This window comes from Lentzea sp. NPDC036949, assembly GCF_055608075.1.
Window position 1 is genome coordinate 38802 of the sequence record NZ_JBVJRA010000008.1, and the last position, 18314, is coordinate 57115.

Here is an 18314-nt window from a genome sequence, read left to right on the forward strand (position 1 = left end):
TCAGGAGTGGCCGAGCGCCTGCTCGTCGTCGAGGGGGCGCTGGTTGCGGGCGTTCTCCTCGGGGAACACCCACTTCTTGTACCCGTACCAGCGGAACGCCATCGCGACCAGCGTGCCGACGATCTGCGCGCTGAGGAAGTCCGCCAGCTCCTCCGTCACCCGCGTGACGTGCGGCTCCTGGAGGTCGAACAGGTAGCGCGACACCCACAGCGGCGCCGAGTTCAGCACGATGCCGATCCCGTTGACCAGGAAGAACAACGCGGCCTCGTGGTGCCGTTCACGGCCGCCTCGGGTGCGGAAGGACCACTCGCGGTTCAGGACGTACGACACGATCGTGGCGACCAGGGTCGCGATGATCTTCGCCGTCACGGGGTGCGATGGGAGCACCAGGGTCTTGATGCCGAAGAACAGCACCGTGTCGATGATGAAGCAGGTGCCCCCGACCAGGGCGAACTTGACCAGTTCACGATGCTTCAGCGCGATCGACCGGATCGGTTCCGGAAACCGGGAGACCACTGTTTCGGATAGTGACACGAGACGAGTCTACGGAGATCGGGTGAACTCGCCGGTCAGGCCGGGCACCGGCGTCCGGGAACACCCACCGGCGCATGGCCCAGAACTTGAACCCGGTCGCGAGCAGCATGCCGATGATCGAGCCGGACACGAAGTCGGCGATCTCCTCGGTCAGTGCCGGCACGGCTGGCGCCTGCAGGCCGAACAGGTGCCGCGACAGCCACAGCGGCAGGATGTTGATCGCCACGCCCAGGCCGCTGACCAGGAAGAACAGCGCCGCCTCGTGGTGGCGCTCGCGGCCGCCGCGGGTGTGGAACGACCACTCGCGCGACAGCACGTACGAGGCGATGATCGCCACCAGCACGCCGATGACCTTGGCCGTGACGACCTTGTCGGTCAGGATCGTCAGCTTCAGCGCGTACCAGACGCCGTTGTCGATGAGGAACGTCGTGCCGCCGACGACGGCGAACCGGATCAGCTCACGGTGCTTGTTGATGAGGAACCGGAGAGGTTCGGGGAACCAGCTCAGGACCTTGCGAGCGATCGGCAGCACCGCGCCAGCTTACGGATCAAGGTAACGGCCATCGCCCCGGGGTGTTACTTTCCGCAACGTCCGGATTGGTCTGGAATGTCCGGAAATCAGTGTTCAGGCGTCCGGCACGGCCACGGCAGGAGGTCCGGGATCAGCGGCAGCCGCCACACCGGCGGCGGCTCGCACGGCTCCGACGTGGGCGGTGGCGTCGTGGGCGGAGTGGTCGTGGGCGGCACCGGCACCGTGGTCGACGGCGGTGTGGACGGCAGCGGCAGGGTCGGCACCGGGACCTGCGGCACCGTCGGGGTGGTCGGCTCGGCCGGTTCGACCGGCGTGGACGGCTTCGTCGGCTCGGTCGTCCGGCCCGGCTTCGTGGGTTCGGTCGGCTTCGCCGGCTCGGTCGTCGGCACGGGGGCCGGGGCCGGTGGCTCCACCGGGTCGACCGGCCAGTGGTTCGGCCGCCCCTTCACCGGCACGGTCACCGACTTCGTCGCGTTGCCCAGGGTGGCGGTCACGGTGATCGACCCGCCCCGGTGCGGCAGCCCGAACGCCCACGCGGACATCCGGAACTTCGCGCCCTGTTCGAGGTCCGCGACGCAGCGGAGGACGTTCCTGTCCGTGCGCGTGCAGTCGCGGTACGGCGTGAACACCACGACGTCGGACGACGCGGACAGCTCCAGCTTCAGCGTGCCCGGCCGCGGTCCGCGGTTGCGCACCTGGACGTCGACCCGCGGGTCCCAGAACACCTGGTGCCACGTCGAGGCGGTGAGCTCGATGTCGTCGTTGACCGGCGGCACCTCGACGCCGACGCTGACGTTCACGCTGATCGCCGTGCCCGCGCTGACGGCGCCGGTGATGACGCCGGTCACCGCCTCGGGCGTGGCGCGCAGCCGGAAGAGGAACGTCGCCTGCCCGCCGGGGGCGATGCCCTGCGGGGTCGTGCAGGTGATCACGCCGCTGCCGGCCGGGCAGTTCACGGTCTGGTCGGCGGCGCCGTCCGGTTGCAGCAGGCGCGCGGCGAACGACGAGGGCCCGCCGGTCGACAGCACGCCCGGTGGCAGCGTGAGCACCATGCTCGCGGGCGGTGCCGCGGTGCCGCCGGTGTTGCGGACGGTGATCGGCAGGTCCTTGGCCTCCTCGCCGGGCGTGAGCGTGAACCCGGTCGGGACGGTCGGGGTCAGCACGGCGGGCGGCGGCGGAGCGGGCTCCTCGGCCGGTGGCGCCTGCGGCGGCGGGGCGGGGACCGGCGCTTCGGGCGCCGGCTCCTGAGTCGGGACCGGTGCCGGCGGCGGAGGTGGCGGGACGGGCGTCGGCACCTGGACCGCGGGCGGGGGCGGAGGCTGGACGATCGTCTGCGCGGGCGGCGCTTCGGCCTGCACCCGCGCGGGCGCCTGCTCGCCGCCACCGGAGGCGAGCGCGATCGCGACGGCGGCCACCACCGCGACGGCGGAACCACCGACGGTGAGCAGCTGGCGGGGCAGCGCGGCACCGGCCGCGCCCGCGCCACCCGCAGCGGCACCGGCACCGACGGCGACCTTGGTCGCGCCCGCGACCGTGAGGTAGGTGGCGGCACCCGCGCCCAGCACCAGCGGGGCGACGAACCCGCGCAGCGCGCCGTTGACGTCGGCGAGCTCCGCGGCCAGCGAACGGCACCGGTAGCACTCGTCGAGGTGCGCCTCGACCTGCGTCGCCTCGCGCCTGGACAGACCGGCGCGGGTCCACGCGCCGAGCCGGTCGACGGTCGCCTTGCAGCGCTCGGCGTCGGTCTCGGCCAGGTGCATCTGCAGGTACTGCTGCTTGAGGCCCTCGCGGGCGCGGTAGGCGAGCGCGGACACGCCGTTGGCCGTCAACCCGAGCAGCGGGCCGACCTCGGCGGGCGACTGGCCCTCGATCTCGGTGTGCCAGAGCACTGTCTGCCAACGCTCGGGCAACGCGGCGAACGCGCGCGCTGCGAGCGACCGTTCCAGACCGGCGACCGCGGTGTCGCTGAACGCCACGGGCGGCGCGACGTCGGTCATGTCCTCGGTGAGGTCGACCTTCTTGTCGCGGCGGGTCTTGTCGTAGGCGGTGTGCCGCAGCGCGGTCAGCAGGTACGCGCGGAACGCCGAGTCGGGGCCGCGGCCGGCGCGCAGCGTGTCGAGCACCTTCGCGAAGGCCTCCGACACCAGGTCGTCCGCCTCGGCCTGCGAGCGGGCCAACTGGCGGGCGAGGTTGTAGGCCGCCGAGACGTGCCGTTCGTACAACTGGCCGTAGGCGTCGATGGTCCCTCCGCGCACGGACTCGATGAGTTCCGCGTCGCTCGGGCCCTGGACGTCTGCAGGAACGGTCGCCAAGATTCTTTCCCCTCCTCGCGCGCCCAGTGTGACCTACGGCCCGCGGAAGAGTCATCTCAATCCCCCGCGAGGGTTGCGTCACGAGCCGGGCACGGGCGCGTCTCCCACCTGGAATCCACGGAGAAGGGAGACGGACCGGGTGGGAGTCGCACAAGCGGAACGCCTGCTGAAGGCCAGATGGCGGACCGCCACGATGGCCGCGGGCTGGGCGTTCCCCGCAGACTGGCCGCTCGCCGAGGTCGACGAGGTGTGCGCGGCGGTGTCGGAGGGCACCGACCCCTCCGACGCGCTCGTGCGGCTCGGCCGGGCTCGTGCCGAGGCGGGTGCCGGTCTCGGCGAGACGCTGCTCGACCTGGCGGCGCTGCACGCCGTGCTGACCGACGAGTCGCACGTCGTGTCGCCGGACGTCGACGCGCTCCCGTCGCGGATGGTGCGCACGACGGCGCTGGGGTGGGCGGACGTGGTGACGAGGCAGGCGGGCGACTGCGCGGCCGAGGACCCGCTGACCGGGCTGGCCACCACCGCCTACCTGCGGACGCGGCTGGGCGAGGTGTACCGCGAGACGCCGGTCGTGCCGCTCGACTACGCGCTGGTGCTGCTGCGCCTCGACACGCACCGCGCCACGGGCTGGTCCCGCGTGGTCGCGATGACGCTGGCCTCCGACGCCCTGCGCACGGTCTTCGACGGCGGCGAGACCCTGGCGACCCTCGGCCCGAGCGTGGCCGCGGTGCTGGCCCGCCGCGACGAGACCCTCGCGCGCCGCGTTTCCAACCTGCGCGTCCTCAGCGCGGACCGGCTCGCCGACGACCCGCACGTCAGCCCGGCCGGTCCCGCGAAGGTGTGGACCGAACGCCTCCCCGACACCCACTCCCAGGCCTGCGCCCTCCTCACGTCGCTCGGACGCTGACCCCCTGTCCCGCGCCCGCGCGCTCCCCGTTCCCCACCGTCACGCGGGGGCCCCACGTTCCCTTCTGGGGAACGCGGGGCCCCCGCGTGCGCTCCTGGAGTACGAAAGCTCCCCGCGTGCACTTCACAACGGCGCGAGAAGTGTTCTATTGTCTTAGTTCAGTAGCACAATCTGGGGAGCGTGTGTGGTCGAGTTCCACGTCGACCGCGGCAGTGGCCTTCCGGCGTACCTCCAGCTGGGGCAGCAGGTCAGGGAGGCCATGAGGCTCGGCTGGTTGCAGCCGGGCGACCGGTTGCCGACGGTCCGCGACGTCGTCGCGCGCAGCGGGGTGAACGCGAACACCGTGCTGAAGGCCTACCGCGAGCTGGAGCTCGCCGGTCTCGTCGAGGCCCGCCAGGGCTCCGGCACCTTCGTCAAGGCGTCCCTGGGGTCCGCCGCCCCCGAGGACCTGGACCCGCTGCGGGTCACGCTCGCCGGCTGGGTCGCGGGGGCACGCGCCGCCGGGTTGGAGGACGAGGACATCTACGCGCTGCTGCGCGAGGTGCTGAGCAGGGGAGCGCAATGAGCGTGGTCGCGGCCGAAGTCTCGAAGTGGGCCATCCGTGGCGTCTCCTTCGAGCTGCCGCCGGGCAGCGTCACCGCCGTGGTCGGCGCCAACGGTTCCGGCAAGTCGACGCTGCTGAACGTGCTGGCCGGGCACCTGCCCCCGGAGTCGGGGCACACGGCGGTCGCGGGCCGCGTCGCGTACGTGCCGCAGCACAAGCCGATCTACCGCAACTTCAAGGTGGCGGACGTCCTGCAGTTCGGCCGGCGGATGAACGCGGTGTGGCACAACGACCTCGCCGACGCGTGGCTGACCAGGTTCAAGGTGCCGCGACGGTTGCAGATGGGCGACCTCTCCGGCGGCCAGCGCACCCACGTGACGCTGGCGCTGGCGTTGGGCGCACGCCCGGACGTGCTGCTGCTGGACGAACCACTGTCCGAACTGGACCCGTTGGCGCGCCGCAGGGTCATGAGCGCGTTGCTGACCGAGGTCTCCGACAACGGCATGACGCTCGTCTTCTCGACGCACGTCGTCGCCGAGATCGGTGGCGTCGCCGACCGGTTGCTGCTGATGCACGACGGCCGCGTGCTCGTCGACGGCGACACCGACGAGCTGCTGGAGGAGCACGTCCTCTACACCGGCCCGCACGCCTCGCAGCCACCGGTGGAGGGACCGGTGGTGCTGGCCAGGCACGGTCAGGCGCAGTCGACGTTCCTGGTGCGCTCCGGCGGTGCCCGGGTGGACGAGCCGTGGACCGCCCGGTACGTGACGCTGGAGGAGCTCGTCGTGGCACACCTGGAGCGTGCGGCGTGAACGCGGAGACGATGATCTGGCTGACGTGGCGCCAGCACCGCTGGGCCATCACCACGACCTCGGCCCTCGCCCTGTTCGCGGCGTACGGGCTCGTGTCGGCGGAGCTGCGGCACTTCCAGGTGACGATGACGCTGGCCGCGTTCTACGGCCTGGTGGTGCAGCTCGGGTTCGGCGCTGTCGTCGGGGCGTTCTGGGGCGCCCCGCTGCTGGCCCGCGAGCTGGAGGAACGCACCTACTTCGTGGCCTGGGGCCAGGACGTCACGCCCGCGCGGTGGTTGCGCGGCAAGCTGGTCGTGCTCGGCCTGCTCGCCGCGGTGCTCGCCGCGCTGGTCGGTGTCGGCGACGGCCTGGGCGGCAGCGAGGACCGGTCGTGGTCGATGTTCGAGGCGAACTGGGTGGTGCAGGTCGGGTACGCGCTGCTGGGCCTCGCCATCGGCGTCCTGGCCGGTCTGCTGACCCGGCACACGCTCACCGCCATGGCCGCGACCCTCGTCTGCTACACCGTCGTCCGGACCGTGCTCGCCGTGGTGGCCCGCGACCGCTACCTGCCGGTGCACCGCTCGATCGCGCGCTGGGACCAGAACCCGGCGGTGCCGAACGACGCGTTGAAGATCGGCGACGGCTTCGTCGGCCGCGACCTGGAACCGGTGCCCGTGCCCGACCAGTGCGCGGGCCTGGTCCCCAACGGCTGCATGCGCCGCACCGGCTCCGCCATCGGCACCTACACCGACTACCAGCCGGCGGACCGCATCGACGTCTTCCGCTGGATCGAGTTCGGCATCTGCGCGGCACTGGCCGCGGCGGCGTTGTGGCTGACGTTCCGCTTGCTGCGCAACGGCGGCGGCTGGCGACCCTCGCGTTCGCATCGCCGTGACGTCTCGACGGCTCCGGCCGCCCCCGCCCCGGCGCAGGGGTAGGCCGCTCCCCGCTCGCCTGCTGAACGGCTCCACTGGGGGTGTGGCCGTTCAGCAGGCACCGTTCGGCGGTTGCGGAACGTGCAGGTAGGCTGCCTGAACCGTGGACTCCCGTACCCGTCTCCCCGTCGTCGGAATGATCGGCGGCGGGCAGCTCGCCCGCATGGCCCACCAGGCCGCGATCCCGCTCGGACAGTCGCTGCGCGTGCTCGCCGTCTCGGAGAACGACCCCGCCGCCCTCGTGGCGCGCGACGTGGTCCTCGGCACGCACACCGACCTCGACGCGCTGCGCTCGTTCGCGAAGGGCTGCGAGGTGGTCACGTTCGACCACGAGCACGTGCCCGGCGACCACCTGCGCGCGCTCGTCGCCGAGGGCGTGAAGGTGCACCCCGGCCCGGACGCGCTGCAGTACGCGCAGGACAAGCTGAAGATGCGGGTGCGGCTGGCGGAGCTGGGCCTGCCGGTGCCGCCGTTCACCGAGGTGAACGACGTCCGCGACGTGCTGCGGTTCGGTGCCGAACACGGCTGGCCGTGCGTGCTGAAGGCGGTCCGCGGCGGCTACGACGGCCGTGGCGTGTGGATGCTGAACACCCCGTCGGGTGCCGAACGGGTCGTGCCCGAGCTGCTGGAGGCCGGGACACCGCTGATGGTCGAGCAGTGCGTGCCGATGCGCCGCGAGCTGGCCGCCGTGGTGGCGCGCTCGCCGTTCGGCCAGGGTGCCGCGTGGCCGGTCGTCGAGACCGTGCAGTCCGACGGCATCTGCGTCGAGGTCCTCGCCCCCGCCCCCGCGCTGGACGGTGACGAGGCCCAGGAGCTGGCCCTGAAGGTCGCCGACGCGCTGGGTGTCGTGGGCGTGCTGGCCGTGGAGCTGTTCGAGACCGCCTCCGGCGTCGTCGTGAACGAGCTCGCCATGCGCCCCCACAACTCCGGCCACTGGTCCATCGAGGGCGCCCGCACCTCCCAGTTCGAACAGCACCTGCGCGCGGTCCTCGACTACCCCCTCGGCCGCACCGACCTGATGGCCCCGGCCGTGGTGATGGCGAACGTGCTGGGCGCCACCGAACCGCCCGCCATGGGCCCGGACGAGCGCGTGCACCACCTGTTCGCGCGCTTCCCGGACGCGCACGTGCACCTCTACGGCAAGGAGGAACGACCGGGCCGCAAGGTCGGCCACGTGACGTTCCTCGGCAACGACATGACGACGGTCCGCACGCGCGCACGGCTGGCTGCGGACTGGCTGTCCACCGGCGTCTGGTCGGACGGCTACGACATCCACGGCGAAGAGAAGCGGAGCGCGCAGTGAGTGCGGTTCAGGTTGGCGTGATCATGGGCAGCGACTCGGACTGGCCGGTGATGAAGGCCGCCACCGAGGCACTGGCCGAGTTCGACGTGCCGTTCGAGGTGAGCGTCGTCTCCGCCCACCGCACCCCGCAGCGCATGCTCGACTACGCGTCCTCCGCGGCGTCGCGCGGTCTGCGGGTGATCATCGCCGGCGCGGGCGGCGCCGCCCACCTGCCCGGCATGGTCGCCTCCGCCACGGTGCTGCCGGTCATCGGCGTCCCGGTGCCCCTGAAGTACCTCGACGGTATGGACTCGCTGCTCTCGATCGTGCAGATGCCCGCAGGCGTCCCGGTGGCCACCGTCTCGGTGGGTGGAGCGCGCAACGCGGGCCTGCTGGCCGTGCGGATGCTGGCTTCGTCCGATGTGGCGTTGCAGGAGCGCATGGCCCGCTTCCAGGCAGAACTCGAGCAGCTCGTACTAGACAAGGACGCGGCTCTGCAGAAGTCCCTCTGAGTGCTCAACGGCACAGCAGCGCCCGGTGTGAACGGGCGCTAACATCGTGCCGAGTACTCGCTACCGGGAGGTAACAAGGTGAACCCGAGCTTCGGCACCTACCAGCTCGCCGAGGAGCACGAGGCGCTGCGAGAGGCCGTCCGCTCGCTCGCCGAGAAGGAGATCAAGCCGTACGCGGCCGAGGTCGACGAGAACGAGCGCTTCCCGGTGGAGGCCCACAACGCCCTGGTTAAGGCCGGCTTCGCCGCCGTCCACGTCCCCGAGTCCTACGACGGCCAGGGCGCCGACTCCGTCGCCACCTGCATCGTGATCGAGGAGGTGGCCCGCGTCTGCGCGTCCTCCTCGCTGATCCCGGCGGTGAACAAGCTCGGCACCATGCCGATCCTCCTGTCGGCCTCGGAGGAGCTCAAGCAGCTCGTCATGCCGTCCATCGCCTCCGGCGAGGCGATGGCTTCCTACGCCCTGTCGGAGCGCGAGGCCGGCTCGGACACCGCCTCGATGCGCACGCGTGCGCTGCTGGACGGTGACCACTGGGTGCTCAACGGCACCAAGTGCTGGATCACCAACGCCGGCGAGTCCACCTGGTACACGGTCATGGCGGTGACGGACCCGCAGGCGGCCAAGAAGTCCGCCGGTATCTCGGCTTTCGTGGTGCACAAGGACGACCCCGGGTTCTCCGTCGGCCCCAAGGAGCGCAAGCTCGGCATCAAGGGCTCGCCGACCCGGGAGATCTACTTCGAGAACTGCACGATCCCTGCCGACCGGATCATCGGTGAGCCGGGTACCGGCCTGAAGACGGCTCTCCGCACCCTGGACCACACGCGTCCGACGATCGGCGCGCAGGCCGTGGGCATCGCGCAGGGTGCCCTGGAGGCCGCGGTCGCGTACGTCAAGGACCGCAAGCAGTTCGGGAAGTCCATTTCGGACTTCCAGGGCGTGCAGTTCATGCTCGCGGACATGGCGATGAAGATCGAGGCCGCGCGGCACATGGTGTACGTCGCCGCTGCGAAGGCTGAGCGTGGTGAGCCGAACATCGGGTTCATCACCGCTGCGGCCAAGTGCTTCGCGTCCGACGTGGCCATGGAGGTGACCACCGATGCCGTGCAGCTGTTCGGTGGGGCGGGGTACACGCGGGACTTCCCCGTGGAGCGGATGATGCGGGACGCGAAGATCACGCAGATTTATGAGGGCACGAACCAGATCCAGCGCGTTGTGATGTCGCGGGCGGTTCTGAACGGCTAGGTCGTCGGGTGTTGCGGAGCCAGAACCTCACTCCTGGCTCCGCAGCCTCTTGTGGATTACCTCGAACATCCTCCAGCCTGTGCTGTCGCTGTCGGGGAAGATTCGCGTGAACTGTTCTTCTGTCAGACCGTTGAAGGTTGCGATGATGCTTCCCAGGCTGACTTCGATCGCGCGGCCTTCTGACCGAGGGCCGAACACCGACAAAAACGCGGTGAGCACCCGGTGCGCTGAGCTCCCGTCTGGCAGCAACCCGTCGAACTCCCCGATGGTCCTCGCGTCGAGCGCCCCGGCGATCGCCACCAGCACGCTGAGATTGCTCTCCCAGTAGGTGATTCTTAGTTTTCTCGCCACTTCGATGATCGTCGATACCTTGGTGCTGTTGCGCAAGTAGGCTTCGATGGACTGCGCGTCGACGTTCATGTCGAGGATGCCGTGCCTCACGCTGTCGGAGTACTCGCCGGACAGTGTGTCGATGGCGTCCTTGATGGTGGAGAACTGCTCATCCGCCAACTCGAACAACGCGCTCAGCCGGAACAACTTCCGTTGCAACGGCACCGGCACGTCAGCCTCGCGCTTGTAGCCGAGCTTGTGGTGCATCGCGGCCCAGGCGTGCTGCGACATCGTTCTGACCTGGAACTCGACGGAAATGTCGGCGTACTTCGCCCACTCCAACCGTTCGCTCCGACTCCCGATTCGCACGACCAGATGATTCGACGTGTAACCGAACTGGTCGGGCGCCAGTTCGTCCTGCTTGTTCATCGAGTGCTCTTCGCGAACCTCGAACTCCTTGCCCAGGAGCTCGACGATCCGGTCCACGTCCTCGACGTAGTGAGCGATGATCCGCACACCGACCAGGTCCGTCATGTCGGTGAGCGGGTTGTCGTACTTGCCGGACTTCCGTCGGATCTTCTCGTCGAAACTGTCGAGCGTCTTCACCCGGCCCTCGACCTGGAAGACGTCGATGCCGGCGTGATCGAGGATCTCGCACACGAGCTCGCGCAATTTCTTCTCATACGCCTCGTACTTCGAGCGGACCTCGGCGTACTCGGCCTTCCAGTTCGGCGACGTCACTGCGGCTCCTGATCTCGGCGGTGGTGCACGCTGTTGATCGGGAGCCACCCGACGACCATTACAAGCCACGTCACGTGGCATCAAGCAGGCACGCACGTCCCCAGTGCGTCACCGATCGCCGCCTTCGCCCCCACCACGCACTCCGCGTCCGCCGTCACCGACTTGTCCGACTCCTGCTGCGCGAGCGCGATGACGATGTTCATCAACCGCACCGCGTCGTTGCTCCCCGCCGCCTCCTGCACCGCCGCGTTGCGGGCGTCCTCCGTTGTGCAGCTGAGGTCCGTGCCGACCGTGTCCACGCGCGGCAGCCAGAGCGCCTTCTGACCGGCGGGGCACGGCTCGACCTGCCAGTGACCTGACGGCTCGGCGTCGGCGTGGGGAGTCAACAGTGCGGTGCTCGCCGAGAGGGCGAGCGCTACGAGGAAACGGCCCATGCGGCGAACGTAACGCGCCTGACCTGCCACGACAGGGGGAATCGAGGTCACGGTCGGGTGCTGCGGAAGCTACCCAGCGACATCGGCGGCGACCGTGCAGCCGCGCAGTTCGCGGATCAGTGCGGAGGCCAGCACGCGGTGCACGAAGGGGTCGTCGTAGGCGAAGTCACCGGCGCGGACGGCGACCGGGGCGAGGGTGCCGGGGCGGTACAACGAGCCGCGCACGCCGGCGATCGGGTTGTGGCGGACGCGCACGGCCACGACGCCCTTGCGCAGGGACGGGCACAGGCGGCGGGAGAGCGGGACGCACGGGCGGCACACCGGTGGTTCCGTCGACGCCATGCCCTCCGGCCAGTTCGGCCAGTCGCCGCGGAAGTCGCGCAGCAGCCAGAGGACGCCGGTCTCGTCCTGGTCGGCGGGGTTGCCGCACACCTGGCACAGCAACCGTTCCATCGCCCGCCGTTGCCGCTGCGGGTGGACGCGGGCGAACTCGGGGCGGCCGTCACCACGGCGCGAAACGGTCTGGGTCCACAGGACGCCGTGCCGGTCGCGGTCGGTGAGGAGTTCGGTCGCGTAGCCGAGGCGGTGGTCGGGGCGGTCCACCAGCACGCACGGGAGGTCGTGTTCCTCGCTCCAAGCGGTTATGTAGGGCGCAATCATCGTCCACCTCTGTGCAGAACTCAGTGGCGAGAGTGAACCGTAGTTCTGTGCAGAACCACAAGTGTATTCGTCAGCCCGAAGAGGTGAAGTTGTAGGCCACGACGTAGGCGGCGGAGTCGAGAGTCATCTCGTTGACCTCGACCGGCCGGTTGTCCGAGGTGAAAGCGGTGCGCGCGATCAGGATGACCGGAGTGCCTTGGGCGAGTTCCAAGGCGTCCCGTTCGGACTCGCGGGGCATGCGGGTCCGGAGTTCTTCCAGGAACCGGGTCGGTTCGTGACCCAGTTCCGTCAGCCGCGCGTACGTGCCGCCGGCGCCAGTGTTGATCTCGGTGATCGCCGAACCCGCGACGAGGGCCAAGGGGTAGAAGGAGGTGGCGAGCTGGACCGGCTTGCCGTCCACCAGGTAGCGGCGCCGCCGGACCACGACACGGGCGCCGTCGTCGAGGTCGAGTGCCTTGGCGATCGGATCCGGCGGCGTCTCGACGTCGACCGTGATGTTCTCGGTGCGTTGCCGGGTACCCACGTCTGCCTTCCAAATGGACAGACCGGAACTCCAGTTGCGAAGCCGATCAGGCGACGTCCGCCTGATCGGCTTGAACTCGCGCACGAAGGTTCCGGCGCCGCGGCGCGCGACGATCAGGCCCTCGTTCTTCAGCTCGTCCAGCGCGCGCCGGGCGGTCGCCTGCGCCACGCCGAAGCGGGTGATCAGCTCGTTCTCGCCGGGAACTCGGCTGCCGGGTGCCAGCTCGCCCGAGTCGATGCGCTGCCGCAGCTCGTCGGCGATGTCGCGATATCCGACCCGTCCGTTCTCGGCCATGCGGCCAAGTTACCCGCCTGCCGTCAGAACGTCGGCAGCAGCTCGGACAGGCGCTCGTAGCTGCGTCCGGCCCCGTCCGCCATCCCCGTCGCCAGCACCGCGTCCCGCGCCTCCTGCGACCCCAGCTCCATCGTCGACACCATCGTCGTCCGCCCGTCCTCCTCGGTGAACGTCGTGGTCACGGTCGCCGGCGGGTTGTCCTCGAACTGCTCGGTGTGCACGATCCGGGTGTGCGGCTCCAGCTCCACGTACGAGCCGTGGATCTCGAACGCCTCGGAGCCGTCGGGCTGGGCCCAGCCGTAGCGCCACCTGCCGCCGACGGCCAGGTCGATCTCGCAGATCGGCATCTCCCAGCCGTCGGGGCCGAGGAGCCACTGGCGGACCAGCGCGGGGGTGGTGAAGGCCTTCCACACCAGCGCGGCCGGCGCGTCGAACGAGCGGGTCATGGTGATGGTGCTGGCGGTCGGGGTGGTGACGGCGGTGCCGTAGGTGGTGGTCATTCCTCGTTCTCCTTCATCTCGGTCAACAGCGCGTCCAGGCGGGCGTAGCTCGCGTCCCAGAAGCGGCGGTAGTTCTCGGCCCACACGGCGACCTCCTGCAACGGTGTCGCGTCGAGCTGGCAGGGGCGCCACTGGGCCTCCCTGCCGCGGGTGATCAGGCCTGCCTTCTCCAGCACGCGCAGGTGCTTGGAGATCGCCGGGCCGCTGATGTCGAACGGCTCGGAGAGCTCCTTCACCGTCGCGGGGCCCTCGGTGAGCCGCGCGAGGATCGCGCGGCGCGTCGGGTCCGCCAGTGCGGCGAAGGTGGCGCTCAGCTGGTCCATCTCGTACCTAACCGATTGGTTATCTAACCTCTGGGTTAAGTACGCCAGATCGTCGTCCGGATGTCAAGGGCAACCGCGCCTGCACTCCGTTCCGTCCTGGGGGCATGAGACTTGTGCCGGTTGTCGTCGTCCTGCTCGCGGTCGCCGGGTGCGGTGGGGTGGCGGGGAGTGCGGACTCGTTGCGCGGCAAGGTGTTCGTGTCGACGTCGGTCAGCGACCGGCAGCTCGTCGAGGGCACGTCGGTGGAGCTGCGGTTCACCGACGACGGGCGGTTGGTCGCGCGGGCGGGGTGCAACATGATGCAGGGCCCGGTGGACCTCGGCGGGGGTGAGATGGAGGTCGCCGACCTCTCCAGCACGGCGATGGGGTGCCCGAAGCCCGAGCTGCACGAGCAGGACGAGTGGTTGTCGAAGCTGCTCGGCGCCACACCGGACTGGCGGCTCCAGGACGAGAACCTGGTGGTCACCGGCGCGGGCGGCGAGATCGTGCTCGCACCGGAGGCGCCGGCCCGGCTCGAAGGCGGGGAGTGGCGGGTCGACACGCTCGTCTCCGCTGACGCCGCCTCGTCGGTGCCGGGGGCGGTGCCGGCCACGCTCAAGTTCGAGAACGGCCGGGTCGAGGTGTTCACCGGCTGCAACTCAGGTTCGGCGTCCTACCGGGTGGACGGGAGGGCCATCACGTTCGAGGGGCTCGTGCACACCGACAAGGCGTGCGGCCCGGACGAGGCGCTGGTCGAGAAGGCCGTGGTGGGGGCGTTGCAGGGGGAGGTCAACTACGAGGTCGAGCGCAGCTCGCTCTCCCTGACGAACACGCAGGGTGACGGCATCCAACTTAAGAAGTAGCTGTTGGAATCCTGTCGAAATCGTGAGGTTGTTCAAACCTGCACTAGTTTTGGTTCGAAGTTGAACAGCTGAACGACAGGATCGGGGAGCACCAACCATGGTCAAGGACGTCACCGCGCTGATCGGCCGCATCGGCATCGGCACCGTCTTCATCGCGCACGGCTGGCAGAAGTTCACCCAGTACGGGCTGGACGGCACCGCCGCGAGCTTCGAGAAGATGGGGGTGCCGGCGCCCACCCTGTCGGCGTGGTTCGCCGCGATCGTCGAGCTCGTCGGTGGCGTCGCGCTCATCGCCGGTGTTGCGCTGCCGGTCGTCGGGGTCCTGCTGGCGCTCAACATGCTCGGCGCGTGGCTGATCGTCCACCTGCCCAACGGCCTCATCGGCGAGGGCGGTGCCGAGCTCGTGGTCGCCCTGGGTGCGGCGGCGCTCGCGCTCGGCTTCAACGGCGGCGCCTACGCGCTGGACCGCGTGCTGTTCAAGAACAACAGGGTGCTCAACCCCGCGGCAGCGTGACGCTGACCCTCTCGACGTCCCGGCGCGCGGCCAACTGGCCCGCGTCGGGGTTCGTCACCTGCACCAGCGAGCCACCGGCCGCGAGCACGGCGAGAAACCCTTCCAGCACATCGGAAGGCGAGTTCCACTCCAGAGTGGACAGCACGCGCGGCTGGTCGCCCAGCGCCTTGCCGAGCTCGCGCGCCCGCGCCACCAGCTCGTCCACAGTGGACTCACCGAGCGCCGGGGCGGAGCCTGCGACCGCGTCCCACGGCGTGAAGTCGTCGCCGTGCACGCGCACGTCGTCGTTGTAGTCGACCGGCGCGCCCGAGCCCAGGCCCATGGGGTGCAACGAGGCCACGGCCACCACGTCGGCCTCGGCGGAACCACCCGGCGGCACCACGGCCACCTTCACGTCCGCGGCGTCCGCGCTCATCACCACGTGCGCCCCGCACCACCAGGCGCCCAGCAGCACGCCCGTGGTCTGCCAGTGCGCGGGCAGCAGCACCGCCACCCGGTCGCCCGGCTCGACGTCGTGCTCGTCGCGCAGCCAGTTCGCCGTCTTCGCCGCCCAGTTCGCCACCGTCGCGCGGGACAGCTCGACCCTGGTGCCCGCCGCGTCGTCGTAGTGCGTGATCAGCGGACGGCCGGAGTCGGCCTTCAGCAGCGGCGTGAAGAGGATCTCGGTCACGCTCACGGGCGCACTCCTAGTCGACGCAGGGCACAGACGGTTGCCGCGCTGCCACGGCACGGGCGCCGTCCAGCGACAGCAGCCTCTCACCGCCGAACCGCGACGGCGTGCTCGGGGTGGTGGACCCGGTGGGGGCGGCGGAGGTCGTCGACGGCACCGGTGCCGTCGTCTCACCGATCAGCTGGCGCACCCACGCCTTCACGGCCTCGCGGTCCACCGCCACGACGCTCTGGCCGCGCTCGTTGCGGAAGTCGATGTTCGTGACCGGGATCGTGGCGAACTCCACGTTGCCCGTCGCGAGGCCCTGCGCCTGCGTCGCCAGCGTCGCGATGTCGAGCTTCTGGTCCACGACCACGGACTTCGAGACGGCGTCGAGCAGGCCGTTCAGCTTGGCCGGGTCGGTGAACGTGCCCGCGGACAGCAGCTGCTTCATCGCCTGCGACATGAACACCTGCTGGCGCGCGATGCGGCCCAGGTCACCGCCGGGCATGTTCCGCTGCCGCACGAACGACAGCGCGTCACCGCCGGAGACCGTCTGCTCGCCCGCGCGGAAGTTCGCACCGGAGTTGGGGTCCGACGTGCCGGCCTTCAGGCACACCCGGACGCCGCCGATGACCTCGGTCAGCAGGTAGAAGCCGTAGAGGTTGATCTCGGCGTAGTGGTCGACGCGCATGCCGGTCAGCTCCTGCACGGCCTGCACCAGCGCCTTGCGCCCTGCCTCGTCCGACCGGCGCTCGCGCTCGGCCTGGTCGCTCACGCCCTCGGCCTGCAACCGTTCCGCCGTCAGGTACTTCACCGCGCCGTACGCCGAGTTGATCTTGTCCTCGCGGTAGCCGGCGATCGGCACGTACGTGTCACGGGGAATCGAGATCGCGCTCGCCTTGCCGCCGTTGCGCGGTACCCGCAGCACGATGACGGTGTCGGTGTTCACGCCGTCGGTGCTCTCGGTGCGCAGCTTGCGCAGCACGTCCGCGGGCAACGGCCGGCCCTGCGCGTCCGTGCGGCTGTCGCTGCCCACGAGCAGGATGTCGACGGCGCCGTCCTCGACCGGCGGCGAGTTCGGGACGTCCTCCAGCACCTCGAGGATCTGCGTGGTGTTGGTGTTCTGCTTGACCAGCCGCAGTGCCGTCCAGAAGTACCCGGAGAACACCAGTGTTGCCACCGCGACCAACGCGACCACCGTGCGTCCGGTGACCAGGAACGCCTTCCTGGCGCGCGATGCAGCGCTCAACACGGGTTCCTTCCAGTACGGGTTTCGAATGCACAGCGTAACCGCCGAGAACCGGTACCGCAGGGATTTCCGGTCAGTTGACGCAGACGAGACCACCCGCGGTGATCGGAGGTGTGCTGCTCGTCGCGGTCGACGGGGTGCCGGAGGCGTTCTGCGCCTCGACGTCCTCGCCGTCCCCCTCGTCACCGTTCGAAGTCACGTAGTCGGTGCCGACGTGCACCTGCACCTGTCCTCTTCGGACCGACTTCTCCTCGGCGACGGTCACGTTCGGCCCGAGCTCGGCGGCGACCTTGCGCGCCGCCCCCTCCTCGCCGGCCGCGTAGTACACGACGGTGGAGTCGCTGGCCGGCCCCGAGAGCGCCTGCCCGCGGGCGAAGCCCTTGGCGACCAACGCGTTCAGCACCTCGCCCGCGAGACCCTGCCTGTTGGTCGCGTTGTACACCTGCACGGTGATCGCGGAGTTCGGCGGCGCGGGCAGCGTGGTCGTGGGCGTCGGCGGGGTGCTCGACGGCTTGTCGCCGGCCAGGCCGGTGATGAACTTCTTCACCTGGGCCGGGTTCACCGGCAGCACGTTGCCATCACCGTAGGTGTCCATCGGGTCGCCGACCGGGATCGTGCGGAACTCGATGTTGCCGCCCACCAGGCCCTGCATCTGCTCGGCGAACGTGGTGATGTCCCAGCCGTCGCTGAGGATCACGGACTTCTGGATGGCGGCGATGAGCGCGGAGAGCTTGCCCGAGTCGGTCAGCGTGCCAGTCGAGAGGACCTTCTTCGCGAGCGCCCCGATGAACACCTGCTGGCGCACGATCCGGTCCAGGTCCCCGCCGGGCAGGTTCTGGCGCTGCCGCACGAACGACAGCGCTGAGCGGCCCTCGATGAGCTGCGGGCCCGCCGCGAAGTCGGCGCCGGAGTCGCGGTCGCTGGTCGGTTCCCTCAGGCACACCTCGACGCCGCCGATGGCCTTCGTGACCTCGTAGAAGCTCGCGAGGTTGACCTCGGCGTACCGGTCGATGCGCACCGAGCCGCCGGTCATGCCCTCGATGGTCTTGATCAACGTCTTGCGGCCGGCGGCCATCGACTCGTCGCGGATCAGCTTCTCGTCGGTGACGCCCTTGTTGCGCAGCTCCTGGTCGACGGTGTTGCGCTGGCGCGCGAACGCCGAGTTGAGCTTGTGCTTGCCGAACCCGTCGGCCATCTCCACGTAGGCGTCGCGCGGGAACGAGATCGCCACCGCACGCGTGCCGTCCACCGGGATGTGCACGAGGATCATGGTGTCGGTGTTCTGCTCGCCGTCCGGGATGCCGCCGTTGAGCAGGGCGAGCGCCTCCTGGGACAGCGGGTTGCCCTGCGCGTCCGTGCGGCTGTCCAGGCCGACCAGCAGGATGTCGACGGCGCCGTCGAGCGGCTTGCGCCCGGCGTCCTTCGCGATCTCCTGGTCGATCACGTCCGTCTTGGTGATGCCGTCGTTGGCGCTCTTGTACTGCGCCCAGCCCACCGACGTGACGAGCAGCACACCCGCTGAGACGAGTGCGACGAAGATGCGCCCCGTGACCAGGAACGCGCGGAAAGCGGGCGACGGGCGGGTGACCGTGACCCGTACCGGCAGACCTCTGCCTTCCACTGCTGGTTCCTCCCCCACCACACGGAGTTTAGTCGTTTAT

General features: G+C 70.1%; 21 protein-coding genes. 9 read left to right on the forward strand and 12 right to left on the reverse strand.

The features are described from left to right. From ACZ7CD_RS22930 to ACZ7CD_RS22940, 3 genes are all read right to left on the reverse strand, one after another. Positions 1–534 carry a GtrA family protein gene (locus tag ACZ7CD_RS22930; RefSeq protein ID WP_360394904.1) on the reverse strand — a complete coding sequence of 178 codons (534 nt, stop codon included), beginning with the start codon at positions 532–534 and terminating at the stop codon, positions 1–3. Then, positions 464–1063 (reverse strand): GtrA family protein, encoded by a 600-nt coding sequence (locus tag ACZ7CD_RS22935; RefSeq protein WP_360395657.1) that lies wholly within the window; start codon positions 1061–1063, stop codon positions 464–466. Before ACZ7CD_RS22935 ends, ACZ7CD_RS22930 begins: the two co-directional genes overlap by 71 nt. An 89-nt stretch (positions 1064–1152) precedes the next feature. Then, entirely contained in the window at positions 1153–3378 is a 2226-nt protein-coding gene (locus tag ACZ7CD_RS22940; RefSeq protein ID WP_360394906.1) for a sigma-70 family RNA polymerase sigma factor, read from the reverse strand. Between the two features lie 139 nt (positions 3379–3517). Between ACZ7CD_RS22940 and ACZ7CD_RS22945 the strand changes: the two genes are divergently transcribed. The 7 genes from ACZ7CD_RS22945 to ACZ7CD_RS22975 all read left to right on the forward strand — a co-directional run bounded on the left by ACZ7CD_RS22945 (position 3518) and on the right by ACZ7CD_RS22975 (position 9591). After that, positions 3518–4285 (forward strand): GGDEF domain-containing protein, encoded by a 768-nt coding sequence (locus ACZ7CD_RS22945; protein ID WP_360394909.1) that lies wholly within the window; start codon positions 3518–3520, stop codon positions 4283–4285. Between the two features lie 184 nt (positions 4286–4469). Beyond that, positions 4470–4850 carry a GntR family transcriptional regulator gene (locus ACZ7CD_RS22950; protein WP_360394912.1) on the forward strand — a complete coding sequence of 127 codons (381 nt, stop codon included), beginning with the start codon at positions 4470–4472 and terminating at the stop codon, positions 4848–4850. Continuing rightward, on the forward strand, positions 4847–5641 hold the full coding sequence (locus ACZ7CD_RS22955; protein WP_360394914.1) for an ABC transporter ATP-binding protein: 795 nt from the start codon (positions 4847–4849) through the stop codon (positions 5639–5641). Before ACZ7CD_RS22950 ends, ACZ7CD_RS22955 begins: the two co-directional genes overlap by 4 nt. Next, positions 5638–6558: a hypothetical protein gene (locus tag ACZ7CD_RS22960; RefSeq protein WP_470379641.1), complete on the forward strand. Its 921-nt coding sequence runs from the start codon at positions 5638–5640 to the stop codon at positions 6556–6558. Before ACZ7CD_RS22955 ends, ACZ7CD_RS22960 begins: the two co-directional genes overlap by 4 nt. A gap of 100 nt (positions 6559–6658) precedes the next feature. Further along, a complete protein-coding gene (locus ACZ7CD_RS22965; protein WP_470379642.1) occupies positions 6659–7858 on the forward strand; it encodes a 5-(carboxyamino)imidazole ribonucleotide synthase in 1200 nt (399 codons plus the stop codon). Further along, positions 7855–8349 (forward strand): 5-(carboxyamino)imidazole ribonucleotide mutase, encoded by a 495-nt coding sequence (purE, locus tag ACZ7CD_RS22970; RefSeq protein ID WP_470379643.1) that lies wholly within the window; start codon positions 7855–7857, stop codon positions 8347–8349. The genes ACZ7CD_RS22965 and purE overlap by 4 nt, the downstream gene beginning before the upstream one ends. A 78-nt stretch (positions 8350–8427) precedes the next feature. After that, complete coding sequence (locus tag ACZ7CD_RS22975) at positions 8428–9591, forward strand: acyl-CoA dehydrogenase (RefSeq protein ID WP_470376381.1); 1164 nt, start codon at positions 8428–8430, stop codon at positions 9589–9591. Between the two features lie 27 nt (positions 9592–9618). Here the strand turns inward: ACZ7CD_RS22975 and ACZ7CD_RS22980 are convergent, their stop codons facing one another. The 6 genes from ACZ7CD_RS22980 to ACZ7CD_RS23005 form a co-directional block, all read right to left on the reverse strand. Further along, on the reverse strand, positions 9619–10662 hold the full coding sequence (locus ACZ7CD_RS22980) for a GTP pyrophosphokinase (protein ID WP_470379644.1): 1044 nt from the start codon (positions 10660–10662) through the stop codon (positions 9619–9621). An 80-nt stretch (positions 10663–10742) separates the two neighbouring features. Beyond that, positions 10743–11096 (reverse strand): hypothetical protein, encoded by a 354-nt coding sequence (locus ACZ7CD_RS22985; protein WP_458430300.1) that lies wholly within the window; start codon positions 11094–11096, stop codon positions 10743–10745. 69 nt (positions 11097–11165) lie between these two features. Further along, positions 11166–11756, reverse strand: coding sequence for a hypothetical protein (locus ACZ7CD_RS22990; RefSeq protein WP_470379645.1), 591 nt, complete (start codon positions 11754–11756; stop codon positions 11166–11168). A 70-nt stretch (positions 11757–11826) separates the two neighbouring features. Continuing rightward, positions 11827–12573, reverse strand: a complete 747-nt coding sequence (locus tag ACZ7CD_RS22995) for a GntR family transcriptional regulator (RefSeq protein WP_360394936.1) — start codon at positions 12571–12573, stop codon at positions 11827–11829. Between the two features lie 23 nt (positions 12574–12596). Continuing rightward, the gene (locus ACZ7CD_RS23000; protein ID WP_360394939.1) at positions 12597–13073 is read right to left on the reverse strand and encodes an SRPBCC family protein; all 477 of its coding nucleotides are present in this window, start codon (positions 13071–13073) and stop codon (positions 12597–12599) included. After that, positions 13070–13396 (reverse strand): ArsR/SmtB family transcription factor, encoded by a 327-nt coding sequence (locus ACZ7CD_RS23005; protein WP_360394942.1) that lies wholly within the window; start codon positions 13394–13396, stop codon positions 13070–13072. The genes ACZ7CD_RS23000 and ACZ7CD_RS23005 overlap by 4 nt, the downstream gene beginning before the upstream one ends. Before the next feature lie 104 nt (positions 13397–13500). Here ACZ7CD_RS23005 and ACZ7CD_RS23010 point away from each other — a divergent pair, with 104 nt between their 5' ends. Further along, the gene (locus ACZ7CD_RS23010; RefSeq protein WP_470379646.1) at positions 13501–14238 is read left to right on the forward strand and encodes an META domain-containing protein; all 738 of its coding nucleotides are present in this window, start codon (positions 13501–13503) and stop codon (positions 14236–14238) included. A 97-nt stretch (positions 14239–14335) separates the two neighbouring features. Continuing rightward, positions 14336–14752: a DoxX family protein gene (locus ACZ7CD_RS23015; RefSeq protein WP_458430305.1), complete on the forward strand. Its 417-nt coding sequence runs from the start codon at positions 14336–14338 to the stop codon at positions 14750–14752. Here ACZ7CD_RS23015 and ACZ7CD_RS23020 read toward each other — a convergent pair. The 3 genes from ACZ7CD_RS23020 to ACZ7CD_RS23030 all read right to left on the reverse strand — a co-directional run bounded on the left by ACZ7CD_RS23020 (position 14733) and on the right by ACZ7CD_RS23030 (position 18274). Beyond that, positions 14733–15428, reverse strand: a complete 696-nt coding sequence (locus tag ACZ7CD_RS23020) for a TIGR03089 family protein (protein ID WP_470379647.1) — start codon at positions 15426–15428, stop codon at positions 14733–14735. The two genes, ACZ7CD_RS23015 and ACZ7CD_RS23020, sit on opposite strands and share 20 nt — an antisense overlap. Positions 15429–15438: 10 nt before the next feature. Next, complete coding sequence (locus tag ACZ7CD_RS23025) at positions 15439–16656, reverse strand: LCP family protein (protein ID WP_458430307.1); 1218 nt, start codon at positions 16654–16656, stop codon at positions 15439–15441. Positions 16657–16726: 70 nt separating this feature from the next. Next, complete coding sequence (locus ACZ7CD_RS23030; protein WP_470379648.1) at positions 16727–18274, reverse strand: LCP family protein; 1548 nt, start codon at positions 18272–18274, stop codon at positions 16727–16729. Between the last annotated feature and the right edge of the window lie 40 nt (positions 18275–18314).

Coding starts and splice junctions, on each gene's coding strand:
- ACZ7CD_RS22955 (WP_360394914.1), top strand. CDS start 4,847: ATGAGCGTGGTCGCGGCCGAAGTCTCGAAGTGGGCCATCCGTGGCGTC.
- ACZ7CD_RS22985 (WP_458430300.1), bottom strand. CDS start 11,096: ATGGGCCGTTTCCTCGTAGCGCTCGCCCTCTCGGCGAGCACCGCACTG.
- ACZ7CD_RS22990 (WP_470379645.1), bottom strand. CDS start 11,756: ATGATTGCGCCCTACATAACCGCTTGGAGCGAGGAACACGACCTCCCG.
- ACZ7CD_RS22995 (WP_360394936.1), bottom strand. CDS start 12,573: ATGGCCGAGAACGGACGGGTCGGATATCGCGACATCGCCGACGAGCTG.
- ACZ7CD_RS23000 (WP_360394939.1), bottom strand. CDS start 13,073: ATGACCACCACCTACGGCACCGCCGTCACCACCCCGACCGCCAGCACC.
- ACZ7CD_RS23005 (WP_360394942.1), bottom strand. CDS start 13,396: ATGGACCAGCTGAGCGCCACCTTCGCCGCACTGGCGGACCCGACGCGC.
- ACZ7CD_RS23010 (WP_470379646.1), top strand. CDS start 13,501: ATGAGACTTGTGCCGGTTGTCGTCGTCCTGCTCGCGGTCGCCGGGTGC.
- ACZ7CD_RS23015 (WP_458430305.1), top strand. CDS start 14,336: ATGGTCAAGGACGTCACCGCGCTGATCGGCCGCATCGGCATCGGCACC.